Genomic DNA, 16,153 nt, shown 5'->3' on the forward strand with positions numbered 1-16,153 from the left:
CCAGCCAACACATGAGTTGTCTGACACACCGCTTTCGCGAGCAGGCTCGCTCCCACAAGGGAAATGCGTCAGGCTTGCAGGTAGCGCAGCACTGATTCGCAAATCATCTCGCGATGCCGCTGTTTGATGCCTTCATCCGGCAGATCGATCTGGAAGATCTCGCCAAATGTGTGCCGGTTCGACACGCGATAGAAGCAGAACGAGCTGATCAGCAGATGCACATCCAGCGCATCCAGCCCGGCGCGGAATACACCTTCTGCAGCGCCACGCCGCAGAATCTCGCTCAGCGAATCAAGGATGGTGTTGTTCATCGCCTTGATCGCATCGGAACGCTTCACGAATTCGGCGTTGTGGATATTTTCGATGCTGACGATGCGCACGAAATCGACGTTGCGATCGTGGTGATCGAAGGTGAATTCGACCAATCGGCGAATCGCGTCCACTGGTGCCAACTCGGCCAGGTGCAGACGGTTTTCGGTGCTGCGGATATCCCCGTAGAGTTTTTCCAGCACCTCGACGTACAACTGCTCCTTACTGCCGAAGTAGTAATAGATCATGCGCTTGGAGGTATGGATACGCTCGGCGATCGCGTCGACGCGAGCGCCCGACAAACCCTGCTGAACGAACTCGACGATCGCCTCCTGCAGGATGTTCTCGCGGGTCTTCTCCGGATTGTTCTTGCGACTCTTGCGCGGCTCTACGGCGGACACTTCAGTAGCTGCGGTAAGTTCTGTATTCATCGTCATTGCGGGCTCACGGCCATCACTGCACAGGCGGCGATTATGGGCCGCGCAGCACAGTGAAGGAAGCCGCACGGCCCGTGTTTAATCCCGCGTTTACGAATTTCCTACAACTTCGCCTGGCGAACGGCGCCACTGCGTGATTTGGCCATCGCCGCCAGACGCACCGCCACATTCGCCGCACCGTAACCGGCATAGCCATTCTTGCGCTGGATGATCTCGAAGAAAAAGCGCCCTTCGAACGGCTCGGTATAGACGTGAAACAGCTCGCCGCCCTGCGCGTCGCGGTCGTAGAGCACGTTGTAATACGCCAGCTCGCTGAGGAATTCATCATCGAAATCGAAGCGCGCTGCGAGGTCGTCGTAATAGTTCAGCGGGATATCCAGCAGCGGCACGCCGGCTTCTTTGGCACGACTGACTTCGGCGAAGATGTCATCACAATCGAAGGCGATGTGATGCACCCCCGAGCCGCGATAACTCGACAGCGCGTGAGAAATCGCGGTGTTGCGGTTCTCGGAAATGTTCAGCGGCAAACGGATCGAGCTGTCTCGGCTGCGCAGCGCACGACTCTTCACCAGCCCGTATGGATCCGGCAGTACCACTTCATCGTCGGCTTCGAAATCCAGCAGGCTCTTGTAGAACAGCACCCAACTGTCGAGGCTGTCGGCGGGCAGCGCCATGGCCATGTGGTCGATGCGTTTGAGGCCGCCGCGGGCCGGCGCATCCGTCAGCAGATTGAAATCGGTGCCATAGACGTCGGCCTGTTCATCGACCAGATAAATCAGGCTGCCATCGGGTGCGCGCACCGCCGCCAGTTCCAGCTCGTTGGGGCCGACCAGTCCGCGATAGGGCTGACCTTTGTAAGCCACGGCGCGGGCCAAGGCACTGGCGCTGTCGTTGACCCGCACAGCGGTGGCGCAGAGCGAGGGGCCGTGCGCTTCGAAAAAGCTGTGCGCAAAGGAATACGGTTCGGAGTTGAGGATCAGGTTGATATCGCCCTGACGCAGCAGGCTCACGCTCTTGGAACGATGCTGCCCGGCCTTGACGAAACCGAGGCGCTCCAGCCAATGACTGAGTTTGGCACCGAGCGCTTCGTCGACGGCGAATTCGAGAAACTCGATGCCGTTGTACTCGCTGGCCTTCGGCGTTTCGAAAAGAATTTCGCGGTTGGCCACAGGTTTGGTTTCCTGCTCCAGACGCTGGCGAGTCTTCTCTTCCAGATACAGCAGCGAACGCAAACCGTCGGCAGCATTCGCCCGTGGCGGCGCGGCGCGGAAGCCGTCATTGAAGATTTCCAGCGACAGCGGCCCGGTGTAACCGCTCTGGATGATCGGTGCGAGGAAGCCCGGTAGATCGAATTCGCCCTGCCCCGGGAAGCAGCGGAAATGCCGGCTCCACTCCAGCACATCCATCTGCAGAATCGGCGCGTCGGCCATCTGCACGAAGAAAATCTTCTCGCCAGGAATATCGGCGATGGCGCGGGGATCGCCCTTCAGCGACAAGGTATGAAAGCTGTCGAGCAGCACACCAAGGCTCGGATGATCGGCCTGACGCACGATGTCCCAGACCTGTTGATAAGTATTCACGTGACGGCCCCAGGCCAGCGCTTCGTAACCGATGCGCAAGCCGCGTGCGCCGGCATGCTCAGCCAACAGGCGCAGATCATCGATCAGAATTTGTTGGTCGCCGACGCTGTCGGCCGAAGCGTTGCTGCAGACCAGCACCAGGTCGGTGCCCAACTCCTGCATCAGGTCGAACTTGCGTTCGGCGCGCTCCAGATTGCGCGCCAGCCGATCGCGGCGGCAGCCTTCGAAGTCACGGAACGGCTGGAACAGCGTGATGGCGATGCCGAGATCGGCGCACATCTGTTTAATTTCCCGCGGACTGCCGTCGTAGTACAGGAGGTCGTTTTCGAAAATCTCCACCCCGTCGAACCCGGCGGCGGCGATGGCTTCGAGTTTTTCCGGCAGGGTGCCGCTCAAGGAAACGGTGGCAATGGAACGCTGCATGCTTCAACTCCCGGACTGCGCCGCTTTAATGTAGGAGCTGCCGCAGGCTGCGATCTTTTGATGTTGCTTTTCAGAATCAAGATCAAAAGATCGCAGCCTTCGGCAGCTCCTGCATGGGATGGTTTTTATAGGGTGAAATTATTGGCTGCATCGGGCGTGGCAGCAATTTAAAGTGTACTACCCGGTTAGTTTTGCGTGCGATTATCGAACACAATGGTCGTTTGGCGAATTGACGATTTTTCGTCCGCTGCCCAACATCGACCGCACATTGAGTCCGGATCTGAACCACCGGTCGCAGCGTGCACAGAAAAAGCACACCAAATAACAAATCCAAAAACGGGTGGAACACATGATTCCTTCACAGACTTCCCGCATGGCCCCGGCCATGAGCACTGCCACGGGTGGCATCGGCGACAAGATCCGCGGCGCCATGGCGGTCGGCAAAACCCGTTGGGGCATGCTGGCGCTGGTGTTTTTCGCCACTACCCTGAACTACATCGACCGCGCCGCCCTCGGCGTCATGCAGCCGATCCTCGCCAAGGAAATGAGCTGGACGGCGATGGATTACGCCAACATCAATTTCTGGTTTCAGGTTGGCTACGCGATAGGTTTCGTCCTTCAAGGCCGCTTGATCGACCGGGTCGGCGTCAAACGCGTGTTCTTCTGCGCCGTGCTGCTCTGGAGCCTGGCCACCGGTGCTCACGGCCTGGCAACGTCAGCCGTTGGCTTCATGGTCTGCCGGTTCATTCTCGGTCTGACTGAGGCGGCGAACTACCCGGCCTGCGTGAAAACCACGCGCCTGTGGTTCCCCGCCGGCGAACGTGCGGTCGCCACCGGCATCTTCAACGCCGGCACCAACGTTGGCGCGATGTTCACGCCGATGCTGCTGCCACTGGTTCTCCACGTCTGGGGCTGGCAAGCGGCGTTTCTGTGCATGTCGGCGCTGGGCGGCATTTGGTTGCTGTTCTGGGGTTTGAAATACTTCAACCCGGAAGATCACCCGAGCGTTAAGCAATCCGAACTGGACTACATCCAGCAGGAAGTTGAACCGGAACAGGCTCGCGTGCCGTTCTCGAGGATCCTGCGCATGCGTGGCACCTGGGCGTTCGCCATCGCCTATGCGCTGACCGCGCCGGTATTCTGGTTCTACCTGTACTGGCTGCCACCGTTCCTCAATCAGCAATACAACTTGGGCATCAACGTCACCCAGATGGGTATTCCGCTGATCATCATCTACGTGACGGCTGACTTCGGCAGCGTCGGTGGCGGGATTCTGTCTTCGTTCCTGATCGGTCGCGGGATGAATTCGATCAAGGCGCGGCTGCTGTCGATGTTCCTGTTTGCCTGCTGCATCATCGGCGTGATCATGGCGGCTGGCTCGGCCAATTTGTGGGTGGCGGTGGCGGCGATTTCCCTGGCCATTGGTGCGCATCAGGCCTGGACGGCAAACATCTGGAGCCTGGTGATGGACTACACGCCCAAGCACATGATGAGCACGGTGTTCGGTTTCGGCGGCATGTGCGCAGCGATCGGCGGGATGTTCATGACCCAGATCGTCGGCCACATCCTTACCGTTACCAATAACAACTACACCGTGTTGTTCACCCTGATCCCGGCGATGTACTTCATTGCGCTGACGTGGATGTACTTCATGGCCCCGCGCAAGATCCCGACCATCACCGAATAAACTCATGTAGGAGCTGCGGCACGCTGCGATCTTTTGATCTTGATGTTGAAGATCAAAAGATCGCAGCCTCGTTTCACTCGTCAGCTCCTACACAGGGGTTTGAGTGCCCTCTCAGCGGCGGCTTTGCTGCCACGCTGCTGCCAATCCGCTGCAACAGATCACTGCAATACCGATGATCGTCAACAGACTCGGCGTGTGATTGAACAGCAACCAGCCCAACAACCCCGCAAACACGATCTGGCAATAACCGAACGGCGCCAGCAGCGCCGGCGCGGCATGGCGAAACGCCTGGGTCAGAAACAAATGCGCGGTCATCCCGCAACTGCCCAGCGCCAGCATCAACCCGGCATGGGTCAACGTCGGCACCTGCCAGAAGAACGGCACCAGCGCACTCATCACCAACGTGTTGCAAAGCCCGGCGAAAAAGTTACTGGTGGTCGGGCTGTCGATCTCGGCAAGCTTGCGCGTGAGCAACTGATAGAAGCAGAAAAACAGCGCCGAGCAGAATGGCAACAACACCGCCGGGGTGAACAACTCACCGCCCGGATGAACGATGATCAACACACCGATGAAGCCGCAGATCACCGCGACCCATTGACCTCGGGTGACTCTTTCCTTAAGCAACGGCACCGACAATGCGGTGACCAATACCGGCGCAAGAAAGTTGACCGCCGTGGCTTCTGCCAGCGGGATGTACAACAACGCCGTGGTGAAAAACAGGCTGGTGCCAAGCAGGCACAGTGCTCGGGTCAACTGCCATAAAGGCTTCTTGGTGCGTAGGACGCGCAACCCCGACTGCGGCAGAAAAATTCCCGCCATCAATAACGTATGCACCAGATAACGCGCCCAGACGACCATTACGATCGGGTAGAAACCGGAGAGGTATTTCGACAGTGCGTCGTGACTGGAGAACAGGAAGGTTGCCACGACAATCAGCAAGATCCCTTTGAAGGGCTGGTTGACACCGGAGAGCTGGGTGCTGACGGTCATTGGGTTTCCTTGTGTTGCCATTAAAGATCAAAAGCTTCGCGGGCAAGCCTCGTTTCACATGGACGATGCAATTCCTGTGGGAGCGTGGCTTGCCCGCGAAAGGTGCGCAGCACCACTTACAGCCGCGCCAACAATTCCCGAGTTCGATCAATCGCCATCTGCGCCCGCTGCAATCCGCTCACGCCCTGCTCCAGCAGTTTCACCGTAGGATTTTCCAGGCTCAGTGGAATATTAGTCGGCAGCGCTTGCAGCAACCCGAGCAAATCGCAATCGCCCTCGCCGGCAAACCGCCACTCGTTGCGCGCCTGACGCAAGATCTCGGCCATGTCTGACGGTCTCGGCCCCGCCACATCACATAACTGCGCATAACGCAGGCGCGTCGCTGGCACCTCTGCCAGATCCTGCAAGCGTGACGCCGAACGATCAAAGTGGAACGCGTCGACCCGCACCGCGGCATTTTCCCGATCCGCGCTCTCGACAATACGCAGCGCTTGTTCGAGGTTGCGGGCATCGGTCCACGGCATGAAGCACAACGTCGCTTCAGTGAGGGTTTGCAGATGCCGATAATGTTGCTGGCCCATATTGCCGGCGCCGATCAGGGCGATTCGAAGGGGCGAATTCAAGGCGCGATCCTCTTGTGATTGTTGTTGGAATATCACTCCATCAACAATTTAGAACCGAGTTCCAGAATCAAAAACCCAGCAATCGCGAAACCGTGCGAACACCGCACAACTTCATCCCCCTGTAGGAGCTGCCGAAGGCTGCGATCTTTTGATCTTGTCTTTAAAAAACAAGATCAAAAGATCGCAGCCTTCGGCAGCTCCTACAGGGGATTTCGGCGGATTAGATGAACAGTTCGGAGGCCAGGCTGGCTGCGGATAATTCTTCGCTGAATGTCAGCAACAACGGCGCCAGCTCATGCAGACGTGCGCCAGGCATGCGCGCACTGGGGCCGGCGATACTGAGCACGCCAATCACTCGGCCATTCCCGGGATGCCTGACCACCGCCGCAATCGCCGAAGTGCCGACCGCCGAGCTCTCCTCGACACAGGCGTAACCCTGTTCGCGGGCGAGACGCAGACGTTCGAGCAATTCGATATTGGAACGCGGCGCATTCGGCCCGACGCCTACCGGGACTTCTGCCGCCTGACGCTCGACCATCGACAGCGCCTCGGCGTCGCTCATGCACGCCAGCCAAGCATGCCCGGATGCGGTATAGAACAGCGGCGCGTCGCGGCCCATGTCCGGGTCATAACGCAGACCGGTGCGCGCGCCCTGCGCCTTGGCAATCCATGTCTGGCGCTCGCCGTCGATTACGCCCAGGCGCACCAGTTCGCCGGTTTCCTGCGCCAGTCGATCAAGCACTGGCTGGACGATGTCGGCGCCGCTGTTCGACAGATATTGAAAGCCCATCGCGACCAGTTTTGTCGACAGGTGATAGCGCAGGGTTTCCGGATTCTGCCGGACATAACCCAGGCGCATCAGTTCGGCGAGCAAGCGGTGCGTGGCACTTTTGGGGATATCCAGTTGCTCGGCCAGGGTCTGCATCGGCAGCCCGCGCGGATCACTGGTGAGGCTTTCCAGCACACTGAAAACCCGTTCAATTTGACTACCGGCCATGGGGAGATCCGAATGAAATTTCAGCGATTCTAGAAGACATCAGCGGCAAAGCGAAATCTGGAACCGCCTGTGCGATAAACGCCCGCTTTGTTGGAACAAGGCTTGTCGAGCAGTGCCGAGGCTGGGTATTTTCTGGAATCAAATTCCGAAAACATCCCATCGCTAAAGCGTTGTAGATGTCTGCCGAACTTCAAGGTCACCCCCCACGCGCAAGTGCTCGACGCCAACGAGCAAGCCATCGCCAGCCTCTACGCAGCGGGTGGCGACATGGCCAGCGTCATGGGTGGCCATTACCCGGCGGGCGGCATCAACCTCGGCCCGGCACTGACATTTGGTTATATCGCCGCCCGGCATATCGCCGGCATTACTGCTTTCGAACAGGAGATCGACCATGCAGCACATCGTTAACGCCCAGGGTTTGAACATGCCGAAACTCGGTCTCGGCACCTGGCCGATGTTCGGCGACGAATGCACCCGTGCCGTGGAGCAGGCGCTGGAACTGGGTTACCGACACATCGATACGGCAGCGGCCTACAACAATGAAGACGCGGTCGGACAAGCACTGGCGAATACGCCGACACCGCGCGAGCATATTCACCTGACTACCAAAGTCTGGTGGGATCAGTTGCAACCCGACGCGATGCGCCACTCCATGGAACGCAGCCTCAAGGCCTTGCGCAGCGACTACGTCGATCTGTTCATGATTCACTGGCCAACCACCGATTGGGACCTGCCGCGCACACTCGACACCTTGGCCTCGTTCAAGGAACAAGGTCTGACGCGCAACATCGGCGTGGCGAATTTTCCTCTGCCGTTATTGCGCAAAGTCGTCGAGGAATACGGCATCGGTCTGTCGGCCATTCAGGTCGAGTACCACGTCCTGCTCGGACAAAACGCCCTGCTCGATTACGCCCGGCAACACAATATGGCGCTGACGGCCTATACACCGCTGGCGCGTAACAAGGTTTCACACATCGCCGAGATTCAGCAAATTGCCGCCAAGCATGGCGTACTGCCGACCCAGGTCGCACTGAAATGGCTGCTTGATCAAAGCAATGTTGCTGCGATCCCCAAGGCGAGCAGCGCCAGCAACCAAAGCGCCAATCTGGCGGCACTTGAGGTCAATCTCGATGATCAAGACCGCGCGCTGATTGCCAGTCTGTCCAAGCGTGAGCGACAGGTCAGCCCGGACTTCGCGCCAGTGTGGGATGCATTCGACCAGTGAGTGGGAAAAGGCTGATGACTCACACCGAAACGGCAGATTCGAGAAGGGTCTTACGCGCCCTTACATTTATGCCCAGCAGATTCTGACGCGCGCGGTTATTCATAGGCGACTTACACCCCCAACCTATGAAGGAACGCCAACATGCTATGGAACAGAGCGAGACGCAGCGACAACGTCAATGACACGCGAGAGGGCAAGGATGCCCGTAAACAAACAGGGAAAAAAATCGCTGCCGGCCTGGCAGCTGTCACCCTCACGGGCGCGGCACTCTACGCGTCATACGACACCGGGCCAAAGCCGATCCTGATGGATGACGCGAGCCAATTCGCCTCGTCCGCCGACGCTGCGCAACTCGGCTTTATCGAGTCGATACTCGGTGACACCGAAGACACCTGGACGCTGCTGTTTGCCCAAACCGCACGCCATTACCCCTCCCCGACACTGACGCTGTTCAGTGATAGCGTGGTCTCCGCTTGCGGTGCCGCCGACAGTTCGATCGGCCCTTTCTATTGCCCGGCCAACCAACAAATCTATCTCGACCCGCAGTTCTTCGAGCTGATGGCCGAGCGCTTTTCCGCAGTCGGCGACTTCGCCCAGGCTTATATCATCGCGCACGAAGTCGGCCATCATGTGCAGGTTGAACTGGGCATGTCCGCGCCGTTTGAAACCGCCCTCTCGGCCCGACAACCGGTGATTGGCGATTCGGGCCTCGAAGTGCGCAGCGAATTGCAGGCCGATTGCCTCGCCGGGGTCTGGGCGTACCATGCGCAACAGCGCCTGGCCTGGCTGGAACCGGGCGACATCGAAGAAGCCTTGAACGCCGCCACCGTGTTCGGTGACGACCATCTGCAGCGTGCACAAAACCGCGCGGTTCGGCCGGAGACCTTCAGCCACGGCACCTCACAGCAACGCACACAATGGTTCACAGCCGGATTCGATAGCGGCCGGATTGATGCGTGCGATACCTTCAACGCTGCGCCGCTGTAAGCTGTCGAACAGGCAATGTTGCTCAGAACCGTCGTCAATAACGATGGTCTGACGACCGGACTGGCGCCACTCCCACGCACCAGCAACACTCATCACCAGATTCATTCAGAGGATTCCCACATGCTATGGAAAAAAGGCCGACGCAGTGACAACGTCGTCGATGCCCGTGGTGATGATGCCGGCGGTGGCGGCGGCATGCGCTTCGGTGGTGGCAAAGGCCTGAGCCTGGGGGCCATCCTGCTGATCGTCGGTATCGGCTGGATCACCGGGCAGGACCCGTTGCAGATCCTCGGCCAGCTCACCGGGCAAACGTCTCAACAAGCGGCACCGACTTCGCAAACCCGTCAGGCGCCACCGGCCAACGATGAACAGGCGGAATTCGTCCGTTCGATCCTCGGCGATACCGAAGACACCTGGGGCGCGATTTTCCAGCAGGCCGGTCGCCAATATAAGGATCCGACCCTCGTGCTGTTCAGCAACCGGGTCAATTCCGCCTGCGGATTGGCGACGTCTGCCACCGGCCCGTTCTACTGCCCGGCCGACCAGAAGGTCTATCTGGACATGGCGTTCTTCCAGGAAATGTCGCAACGCTTCAAGGCCGCCGGTGATTTCGCCCAGGCCTACGTGATCGCTCACGAAGTCGGACACCATGTGCAGACGCTGCTCGGCGTCTCGGCGAAAATTCAGACAGCTCGCCAGCAAGGCCGGCAGATGGAAGGCGCCGGCGGTTTGCTCGTGCGTCAGGAACTGCAAGCCGACTGCCTCGCCGGTGTCTGGGCGTATAACGCGCAGAAGCGTTTGAACTGGCTGGAACCAGGCGACATCGAAGAAGCCTTGAACGCGGCCAACGCCATCGGTGATGATCGCCTGCAACAACAGGGTCAGGGGCGTGTGGTGCCGGACTCGTTTACCCACGGTACGTCGGCGCAAAGGGTGCGCTGGTTCAAAACCGGATTCGCGCAGGGCCAGGTCGGCCAGTGCGACACCTTTGCGGCGAAAAACCTGTAAATGCATAAATGGCTTCTGGCTTTACTGATCGTTGGCAGCACCGCACAGGCTGCCGGTGTCGACGCAATCAGTCCCGGGCGTTTGCAATTCAAGGCCGGGGAGATGGCGGTGGGCATTGGTCCTGCGCCGGAGAAAATCGAGCGGGTGCTGATCGTCATTCATGGCCGTTTGCGCAACTCGGAAACCTATCGCAAAAGCGCCGAGAGCGCGGCTGAACTGGCCGGGCAAAGTGCGCACACGCTGGTGATCGCGCCGCAATTTCTCAATGAAAGCGATGTCGCTCTGTACTCGCTACCGGCGACATTGCTGCGCTGGCAAGGCAACGCATGGATGGGCGGTGGATTATCCACAGGGCCGAATCCGTTGAGTTCCTATGCGGCACTGGACGAAATCGTTGCGCGGATCAGCGATCGCAAACAGTTTCCGGACGTGAAGCAGATCGTGATTTTCGGGCATTCCGGTGGCGGCCAAGTGGTCCAGCGCTACGCCCTGCTCGCCAAGGACCAGCCGGCGCTGAAGGCCAACGGCATTCGTTTGCGCTACGTGGTGGCCAATCCGTCTTCCTACGCGTACTTCAATGAACAGCGACCGGTGGCGTTCGATCACGCCAAATGTGCAGATTTCAATCGCTGGAAGTACGGTCTGTCAGACATGCCGGTGTATGCCGGCGGGCAAACGCCGTTGCAGCTTGAGAGCAGCTACGTCAAACGCGAGGTGATTTATCTGCTTGGGCAGCAGGATATTGATCCCAATCATCCGGCGCTGGACAAGCGTTGTGAAGCCGAAACGCAGGGCGCGTATCGCCTGGAGCGTGGGAAATTTTACTTCGGCTATTTACTGCGCCGACATCCGGAAGGGGTCAATCAGCGGTTGGTTGAAGTGCCGGGGGTTGGGCATAACGGCGATGGCATGCTGACCTCGCCGGAGGGGCAGAAGGCGTTGTTTGAATAGTTAGAAGCAAAAGATCGCAGCCTGCGGCAGCTCCTACATTTGTCCCGTGTAGGAGCTGCCGCAGGCTGCGATCTTTTGATCTTAATCCAGCAACAGCCGCCGCAACTCGACACAATCCTTCGCATGCCAATCGGTCAACTCAGGCCACGGGTTATCCGGCAGATTTACCAACACCGTCCGCGCCCCCGCCGCTCGCCCGCAATCCAGATCAAAGCGGTAATCACCGACCATCACCATCTCGCTGGCCGGCACATCCCACGCATCTGCCAACTTCAGCAAACCACCCGGATGCGGTTTCGGCGGTGCTTCATCTCGGCCCAACACATCGTCCACCGCAAAGCAGTCGGCCAGGCCAATCGCTTGCAGCGTCACATGCGCCAATTCCCGCGCATTGCGGGTGAGGATGCCGAGGCGATAACCGCGCGCATGCAGGTCACGCACCAATTCCACCGCACCGATCGCCGGGGTCGAACCCAGCGCCAGATCGCGCTCATGTTCCAGCAGCCACGCATGCTTGGCCGCCGCCTCAGCGGCCGGCAGCGCGGCCAGGTGAGTGAGGATGTCGTCCTCCGACGGAATCGCCAGCGCCACGCGAATCGCCGCAAAATCGTGCACGGCGACGGTCAGCGTACCGTCCATGTCGAACACCCAATGGCGAACGTCGCTCAGGCTCATGCCCAATCCTTGCGATGACGAATCAAGCCTTCCTGCGTGACCGACGCCACCAGTTGCCCGGCGCGGTTGTACACGCTGCCCCGAGAGAAACCACGGGAGTTGCCGGCCCACGGGCTGTCCATCGCGTAGAGCAACCAGTCATCGGCGCGTAGATCGTTGTGGAACCACAGCGCGTGATCGAGGCTGGCGACCTGCATGTCTTTCTGCCAGACCGATTTGCCGTGGGGCAGCATCGACGTGGTCAGCAGACCGAAGTCCGAAGCGTAGGCCAGCAGGTATTTGTGCAGCGCCGGGATGTCGGCCAAGGCCCCGTCGGCACGGAACCACACGTACTTCACCGGATCGGCCGGTTGCGGGTTGTACGGGTCTTTTTCAGTGACCGGGCGCACTTCGATCGGCTTCGGGCACAGCAGTTTTTCACGCATGTGCTCGGGGATCAGGTGCGCGCGTTGCTGGATCAACTCCAGCTCCGACGGCAGGTTTTCCGGGCCAACCACCACAGGCATCTGGCTTTGGTGCTCGAAGCCGGCTTCGTCGTACTGGAACGAAGCGCTGCACGTGAAAATCGGGTGGCCCTTCTGGATCGCCGTGACGCGGCGGGTGCTGAAACTGCCGCCATCGCGCACGCGATCAACCGAATACACCACCGGCAACTTGGCGTCGCCCGGACGCAGGAAATAGCCGTGCATCGAATGCACATGGCGCGCCTCTTCAACCGTCTGACTGGCCGCCGACAGCGACTGGCCGAGCACCTGACCACCGAACAACTGACGGAAACCCAAGTCCTGGCTGCGGCCACGGAACAGGTTTTCTTCGATCGGTTCCAGGGTCAGCAAGTCGACCAGATCTTCCAACACTTGGCTCATTCAGACTCTCCTCACACAAAGCAATGCCGCGCAGTCTTGGCTGCGGCGGCCGATTCAGATTCTGGCGCGGGCCAATGATATGGCGGCCATTGTAAACGTCCGTGTCGGCTTATCCATGCAAGGTTTGCAGCCATTGTTCGCGGCTGATGCGGTACAGCACATGCCTGCGCAAGGGGTGATCGACGGCGAGCTTCGGATGATCGAAATCATCTTCCGGCGCGTGATGCATGCCGATCGCCTGCATGACTTTCTCCGAAGGCAGATTGGTCTGCGCAGTGAAGGAGACGATTTCTTTCAGCGCCAACCGATCAAAGCCGCAACGCAGAGCAGTCCACGCCGCTTCACTGGCATAGCCCAACCCCCAATGTTCCTTGGCCAGGCGCCAGCCGATTTCCACCGCCGGGGTGAAGGGCGCATCGAAGCCCACCACACCGAGGCCGGTAAAACCGATAAATTCGCCGCTGTCCTTGCGCTCCAGCGCCCACAAACCGAAACCGTGCTCGGCAAAATGCCCGCGCACCCGGCCGATCATCGACGCACTCTCCAATCGGCTTAACGCTGCCGGAAAGTAACGCATCACCTGCGGATCGGCACACATCGCCGCAAATGCCGGCAAATCCTCGTCCTGCCACTGACGCATCAACAGCCGCGCGCTTTGCAGTTCCAGTATCGGCTCCATCGTGCCCCTCCGTTTCCATGCCGCAAGTCTACATCGCTGGTAGGATCCTTCACTCTTTCCTACGTTCCTACATGAAATCGCCATGCCACTGCCGCTGATCTACCACGAAGACTACAGCCCCGAGTTTCCGGCGGATCACCGCTTCCCGATGGACAAGTTCCGTTTGCTGCGCGATCACTTGGTCGACAGCGGTCTGACCCGCGACGCCGATCTGCTGCGTCCGGAAATCTGCCCGAATGACATCCTCGCGCTCGCCCATGACCGTGCGTATATCGAACGCTACATGAGCGGCGAGTTGTCCCGCGAAGACCAACGGCGCCTTGGCCTGCCATGGAATGAAGCCTTGGCGCGGCGTACGGTGCGCGCAGTCGGCGGGTCGATTCTGGCGGCGGAAAAAGCCCTGGAGCATGGTTTGGCCTGTCACTTGGCCGGCGGCACCCATCACGCGCATTACGATTACCCGGCGGGTTTCTGCATCTTCAATGACCTGGCGATCATCAGCCATTACCTGCTGCAAAGCGGTCGGGTCAATCGCGTGCTGATCTTCGATTGCGATGTGCATCAGGGCGACGGCACGGCGCGGATTCTTCATGACACGCCGGAGGCGATTACCGTTTCCCTGCACTGCGAGAAGAATTTTCCTGCACGCAAAGCCGAAAGTGACTGGGACATTCCGCTGCCCAAAGGCATGGGCGATACCGATTATTTGAACGTCGTCGATGACACACTCAACTACCTGTTGCCGCTGTATCAACCGGATCTGGTGCTGTACGACGCCGGCGTCGACGTGCACAAGGACGACGCCCTCGGTTATCTGCAACTGACTGACGAAGGCGTCGCTGCTCGCGATGAAAGCGTCATGCGCCATTGCCTGGGCCGCGACATTCCGGTGATGGGCGTGATCGGCGGTGGCTACAGTAAGGATCGCCACGCCCTCGCCCGCCGCCACGGCATCCTGCATCACAGTGCGCAACGGGTCTGGCAGTCACACGGTTGTCATTGAGCAATGCTGCGTTACCCACAATCGCTGTGGAACTGCCTGTGGATAACCTGCGTGAAAGGGCCTACAGCCCACGCCCCCCAAGGACTACAGAACACTGGCCAATTTTTAACCAGACACTGAATCCACCCAAATCCCCATGTGGGAGCGGGCTTGCTCGCGAAAATGGCAGGTCAGTCAACATATCAGGCGCCCGATACACCGCTTTCGCGAGCAAGCCCGCTCCCACAAAGGCTCCGGCTGTTAGAATGCGCGGCTTATCCCGCCATACCGCAGCGCACGCCATGACCCAGAATTCCGCCTCGTCCCCCGCTCACGTCGCCATCATCGGCGGTGGCCCTGCCGGCCTGATGGCCGCTGAAGTGCTGAGCCAGGCTGGAATCCGTGTCGATCTGTACGACGGCATGCCCTCGGTGGGACGTAAATTCCTCCTCGCCGGTGTCGGTGGAATGAACATCACCCACTCCGAAGCCTACCCGGCATTCCTTACGCGATATGCCGAACGCGCACCGCAAATCGCCCCGCTGCTGCGCGGTTTCGATGCCGATGCGCTGTGCACATGGATTCACGACCTGGGTATCGAAACCTTCATCGGCAGCTCCGGCAGGGTTTTTCCTACTGATATGAAAGCCGCCCCCCTGCTGCGCGCCTGGCTGAAACGCCTGCGCGACAGCGGCGTGGTTATCCACACGCGCCATCGCTGGCTCGGTTGGGATGAACACGGTGCGTTGCGCATCGACAGCCCCGAAGGCGAAATTACCGTCAAGCCCGACGCCACCCTGCTCGCCCTCGGCGGCGGCAGCTGGTCGCGCCTCGGCTCCGACGGTGCGTGGATGCTGCCGCTGGAGCAACGCGGTGTAGGACTGGCGCCCTTGCAGCCGAGTAATTGTGGTTTTGAGGTGCAGGCCTGGAGCGAATTGATGGTGAGCAAATTCGCCGGAGCACCGCTGAAAAACATCGCCATCGGTTTGAACGACGACGTTCCGCGCTTGGGCGAATGCGTGATCACCGCGAGCGGGATTGAAGGCAGTTTGATTTACGCGCTGTCGGCGCCGATTCGGGAGGCGATCAATCAGCATGGCGCGGCTGTTATTCACATTGATCTGTTGCCCGGCCGGCCTGTGGATAAATTGCAGACGGCGTTGAGCAAGCCACGTGGCTCGCGGTCGATGGCCAAGCATCTGCACAGTCAGATCGGCATTGATGGGGTGAAAGCGGCGTTGTTGCGTGAGCTGAGCGATGCTGCAACTTTCGCCGACCCAGCGCTGTTGGCCCGGGCGATCAAGGCGCTACCGCTGACATTGATCAAAACCCGCCCGCTGGACGAAGCGATCAGCAGTGCCGGTGGCGTGACGTTCGAAGCGATGGATGAGCGCTTAATGCTCAAGGCGTTGCCGGGGGTGTTTTGCGCAGGCGAAATGCTCGATTGGGAAGCGCCGACGGGCGGGTATTTGCTGACCGGGTGTTTCGCCAGCGGGCGGGCGGCTGGGTTGGGTATTGTGCAGTGGCTCGAAAGCTAAACCCTCACCCCAGCCCTCTCCCAGAGGGAGAGGGGGCCGACCGAGGTGTCCGGCGCTATACATCGACCTGAATGATCGAGTCGATTATGGACTTGGTCAGCCAGCCTAGGTGTCAGGCGAAAGCTTTGTCGATTATGGATTCACAGCCATAGGATCAGGTCGGCGTACTTCGCGAGCATCCCCCAATCAGCCCCCT

Annotated in this window: 14 protein-coding genes and 3 pseudogenes; 8 read left to right on the top strand and 9 right to left on the bottom strand. The window is 59.6% G+C overall.

The features are described 5' to 3' along the window. Positions 1–68: 68 nt before the first annotated feature. Positions 69–746 carry a TetR family transcriptional regulator gene (locus C2E19_RS25685; RefSeq protein WP_129395619.1) on the bottom strand — a complete coding sequence of 226 codons (678 nt, stop codon included), beginning with the start codon at positions 744–746 and terminating at the stop codon, positions 69–71. 101 nt (positions 747–847) lie between these two features. Next, the gene (gene quiC / locus C2E19_RS25690) at positions 848–2,749 is read right to left on the bottom strand and encodes a 3-dehydroshikimate dehydratase QuiC (RefSeq protein ID WP_129395620.1); all 1,902 of its coding nucleotides are present in this window, start codon (positions 2,747–2,749) and stop codon (positions 848–850) included. 349 nt (positions 2,750–3,098) lie between these two features. Between quiC and C2E19_RS25700 the strand changes: the two genes are divergently transcribed. After that, positions 3,099–4,436 carry an MFS transporter gene (locus C2E19_RS25700; RefSeq protein WP_129395621.1) on the top strand — a complete coding sequence of 446 codons (1,338 nt, stop codon included), beginning with the start codon at positions 3,099–3,101 and terminating at the stop codon, positions 4,434–4,436. 111 nt (positions 4,437–4,547) lie between these two features. On the opposite strand, the gene C2E19_RS25705 is transcribed toward C2E19_RS25700, so the two are convergent. The 4 genes and pseudogenes from C2E19_RS25705 to C2E19_RS25720 all read right to left on the bottom strand — a co-directional run bounded on the left by C2E19_RS25705 (position 4,548) and on the right by C2E19_RS25720 (position 7,046). Continuing rightward, positions 4,548–5,426: a DMT family transporter gene (locus tag C2E19_RS25705; RefSeq protein WP_129395622.1), complete on the bottom strand. Its 879-nt coding sequence runs from the start codon at positions 5,424–5,426 to the stop codon at positions 4,548–4,550. 116 nt (positions 5,427–5,542) lie between these two features. Next, positions 5,543–5,953, bottom strand: a pseudogene (locus C2E19_RS25710) (sugar phosphate isomerase/epimerase); the annotation flags it as partial. Continuing rightward, a pseudogene (locus C2E19_RS29510) lies at positions 5,954–6,049 on the bottom strand (hypothetical protein); the annotation flags it as partial. It abuts the pseudogene before it with no gap. Between the two features lie 220 nt (positions 6,050–6,269). Further along, positions 6,270–7,046, bottom strand: coding sequence for an IclR family transcriptional regulator (locus C2E19_RS25720; protein ID WP_129395623.1), 777 nt, complete (start codon positions 7,044–7,046; stop codon positions 6,270–6,272). A 192-nt stretch (positions 7,047–7,238) separates the two neighbouring features. Here C2E19_RS25720 and C2E19_RS25725 point away from each other — a divergent pair. The 5 genes and pseudogenes from C2E19_RS25725 to C2E19_RS25745 form a co-directional block, all read left to right on the top strand. Further along, a pseudogene (locus C2E19_RS25725) lies at positions 7,239–7,454 on the top strand (FAD-binding protein); the annotation flags it as partial. After that, a complete protein-coding gene (locus C2E19_RS25730) occupies positions 7,438–8,271 on the top strand; it encodes an aldo/keto reductase (protein WP_129395624.1) in 834 nt (277 codons plus the stop codon). The pseudogene C2E19_RS25725 and the gene C2E19_RS25730, both read left to right, overlap by 17 nt. 141 nt (positions 8,272–8,412) lie before the next feature. After that, positions 8,413–9,258 carry a neutral zinc metallopeptidase gene (locus C2E19_RS25735; RefSeq protein ID WP_129395625.1) on the top strand — a complete coding sequence of 282 codons (846 nt, stop codon included), beginning with the start codon at positions 8,413–8,415 and terminating at the stop codon, positions 9,256–9,258. Positions 9,259–9,378: 120 nt separating this feature from the next. After that, on the top strand, positions 9,379–10,266 hold the full coding sequence (locus tag C2E19_RS25740; protein ID WP_129395626.1) for a neutral zinc metallopeptidase: 888 nt from the start codon (positions 9,379–9,381) through the stop codon (positions 10,264–10,266). Beyond that, the gene (locus tag C2E19_RS25745; protein WP_129395627.1) at positions 10,267–11,217 is read left to right on the top strand and encodes an alpha/beta fold hydrolase; all 951 of its coding nucleotides are present in this window, start codon (positions 10,267–10,269) and stop codon (positions 11,215–11,217) included. It begins immediately after the preceding gene. Positions 11,218–11,298: 81 nt separating this feature from the next. Here C2E19_RS25745 and C2E19_RS25750 read toward each other — a convergent pair whose 3' ends face one another. The 3 genes from C2E19_RS25750 to C2E19_RS25760 all read right to left on the bottom strand — a co-directional run bounded on the left by C2E19_RS25750 (position 11,299) and on the right by C2E19_RS25760 (position 13,437). Beyond that, complete coding sequence (locus C2E19_RS25750) at positions 11,299–11,892, bottom strand: HAD family hydrolase (protein WP_129395628.1); 594 nt, start codon at positions 11,890–11,892, stop codon at positions 11,299–11,301. Continuing rightward, a complete protein-coding gene (gene tesB / locus C2E19_RS25755; protein ID WP_129395629.1) occupies positions 11,889–12,758 on the bottom strand; it encodes an acyl-CoA thioesterase II in 870 nt (289 codons plus the stop codon). Before tesB ends, C2E19_RS25750 begins: the two co-directional genes overlap by 4 nt. Before the next feature lie 109 nt (positions 12,759–12,867). After that, entirely contained in the window at positions 12,868–13,437 is a 570-nt protein-coding gene (locus C2E19_RS25760) for a GNAT family N-acetyltransferase (RefSeq protein ID WP_129395630.1), read from the bottom strand. Between the two features lie 82 nt (positions 13,438–13,519). On the opposite strand from C2E19_RS25760, the gene C2E19_RS25765 reads away from it, so the two are divergent. Both C2E19_RS25765 and C2E19_RS25770 read left to right on the top strand, forming a co-directional pair. After that, entirely contained in the window at positions 13,520–14,440 is a 921-nt protein-coding gene (locus tag C2E19_RS25765) for a histone deacetylase (protein WP_129395631.1), read from the top strand. 281 nt (positions 14,441–14,721) lie between these two features. Next, complete coding sequence (locus tag C2E19_RS25770) at positions 14,722–15,957, top strand: TIGR03862 family flavoprotein (RefSeq protein WP_129395632.1); 1,236 nt, start codon at positions 14,722–14,724, stop codon at positions 15,955–15,957. Positions 15,958–16,153: the final 196 nt, after the last annotated feature.

Origin of the sequence: Pseudomonas sp. DTU12.3 (assembly GCF_004124275.1) — a bacterium.
Classification (GTDB): Bacteria; Pseudomonadota; Gammaproteobacteria; order Pseudomonadales; family Pseudomonadaceae; genus Aquipseudomonas; species Aquipseudomonas helmanticensis.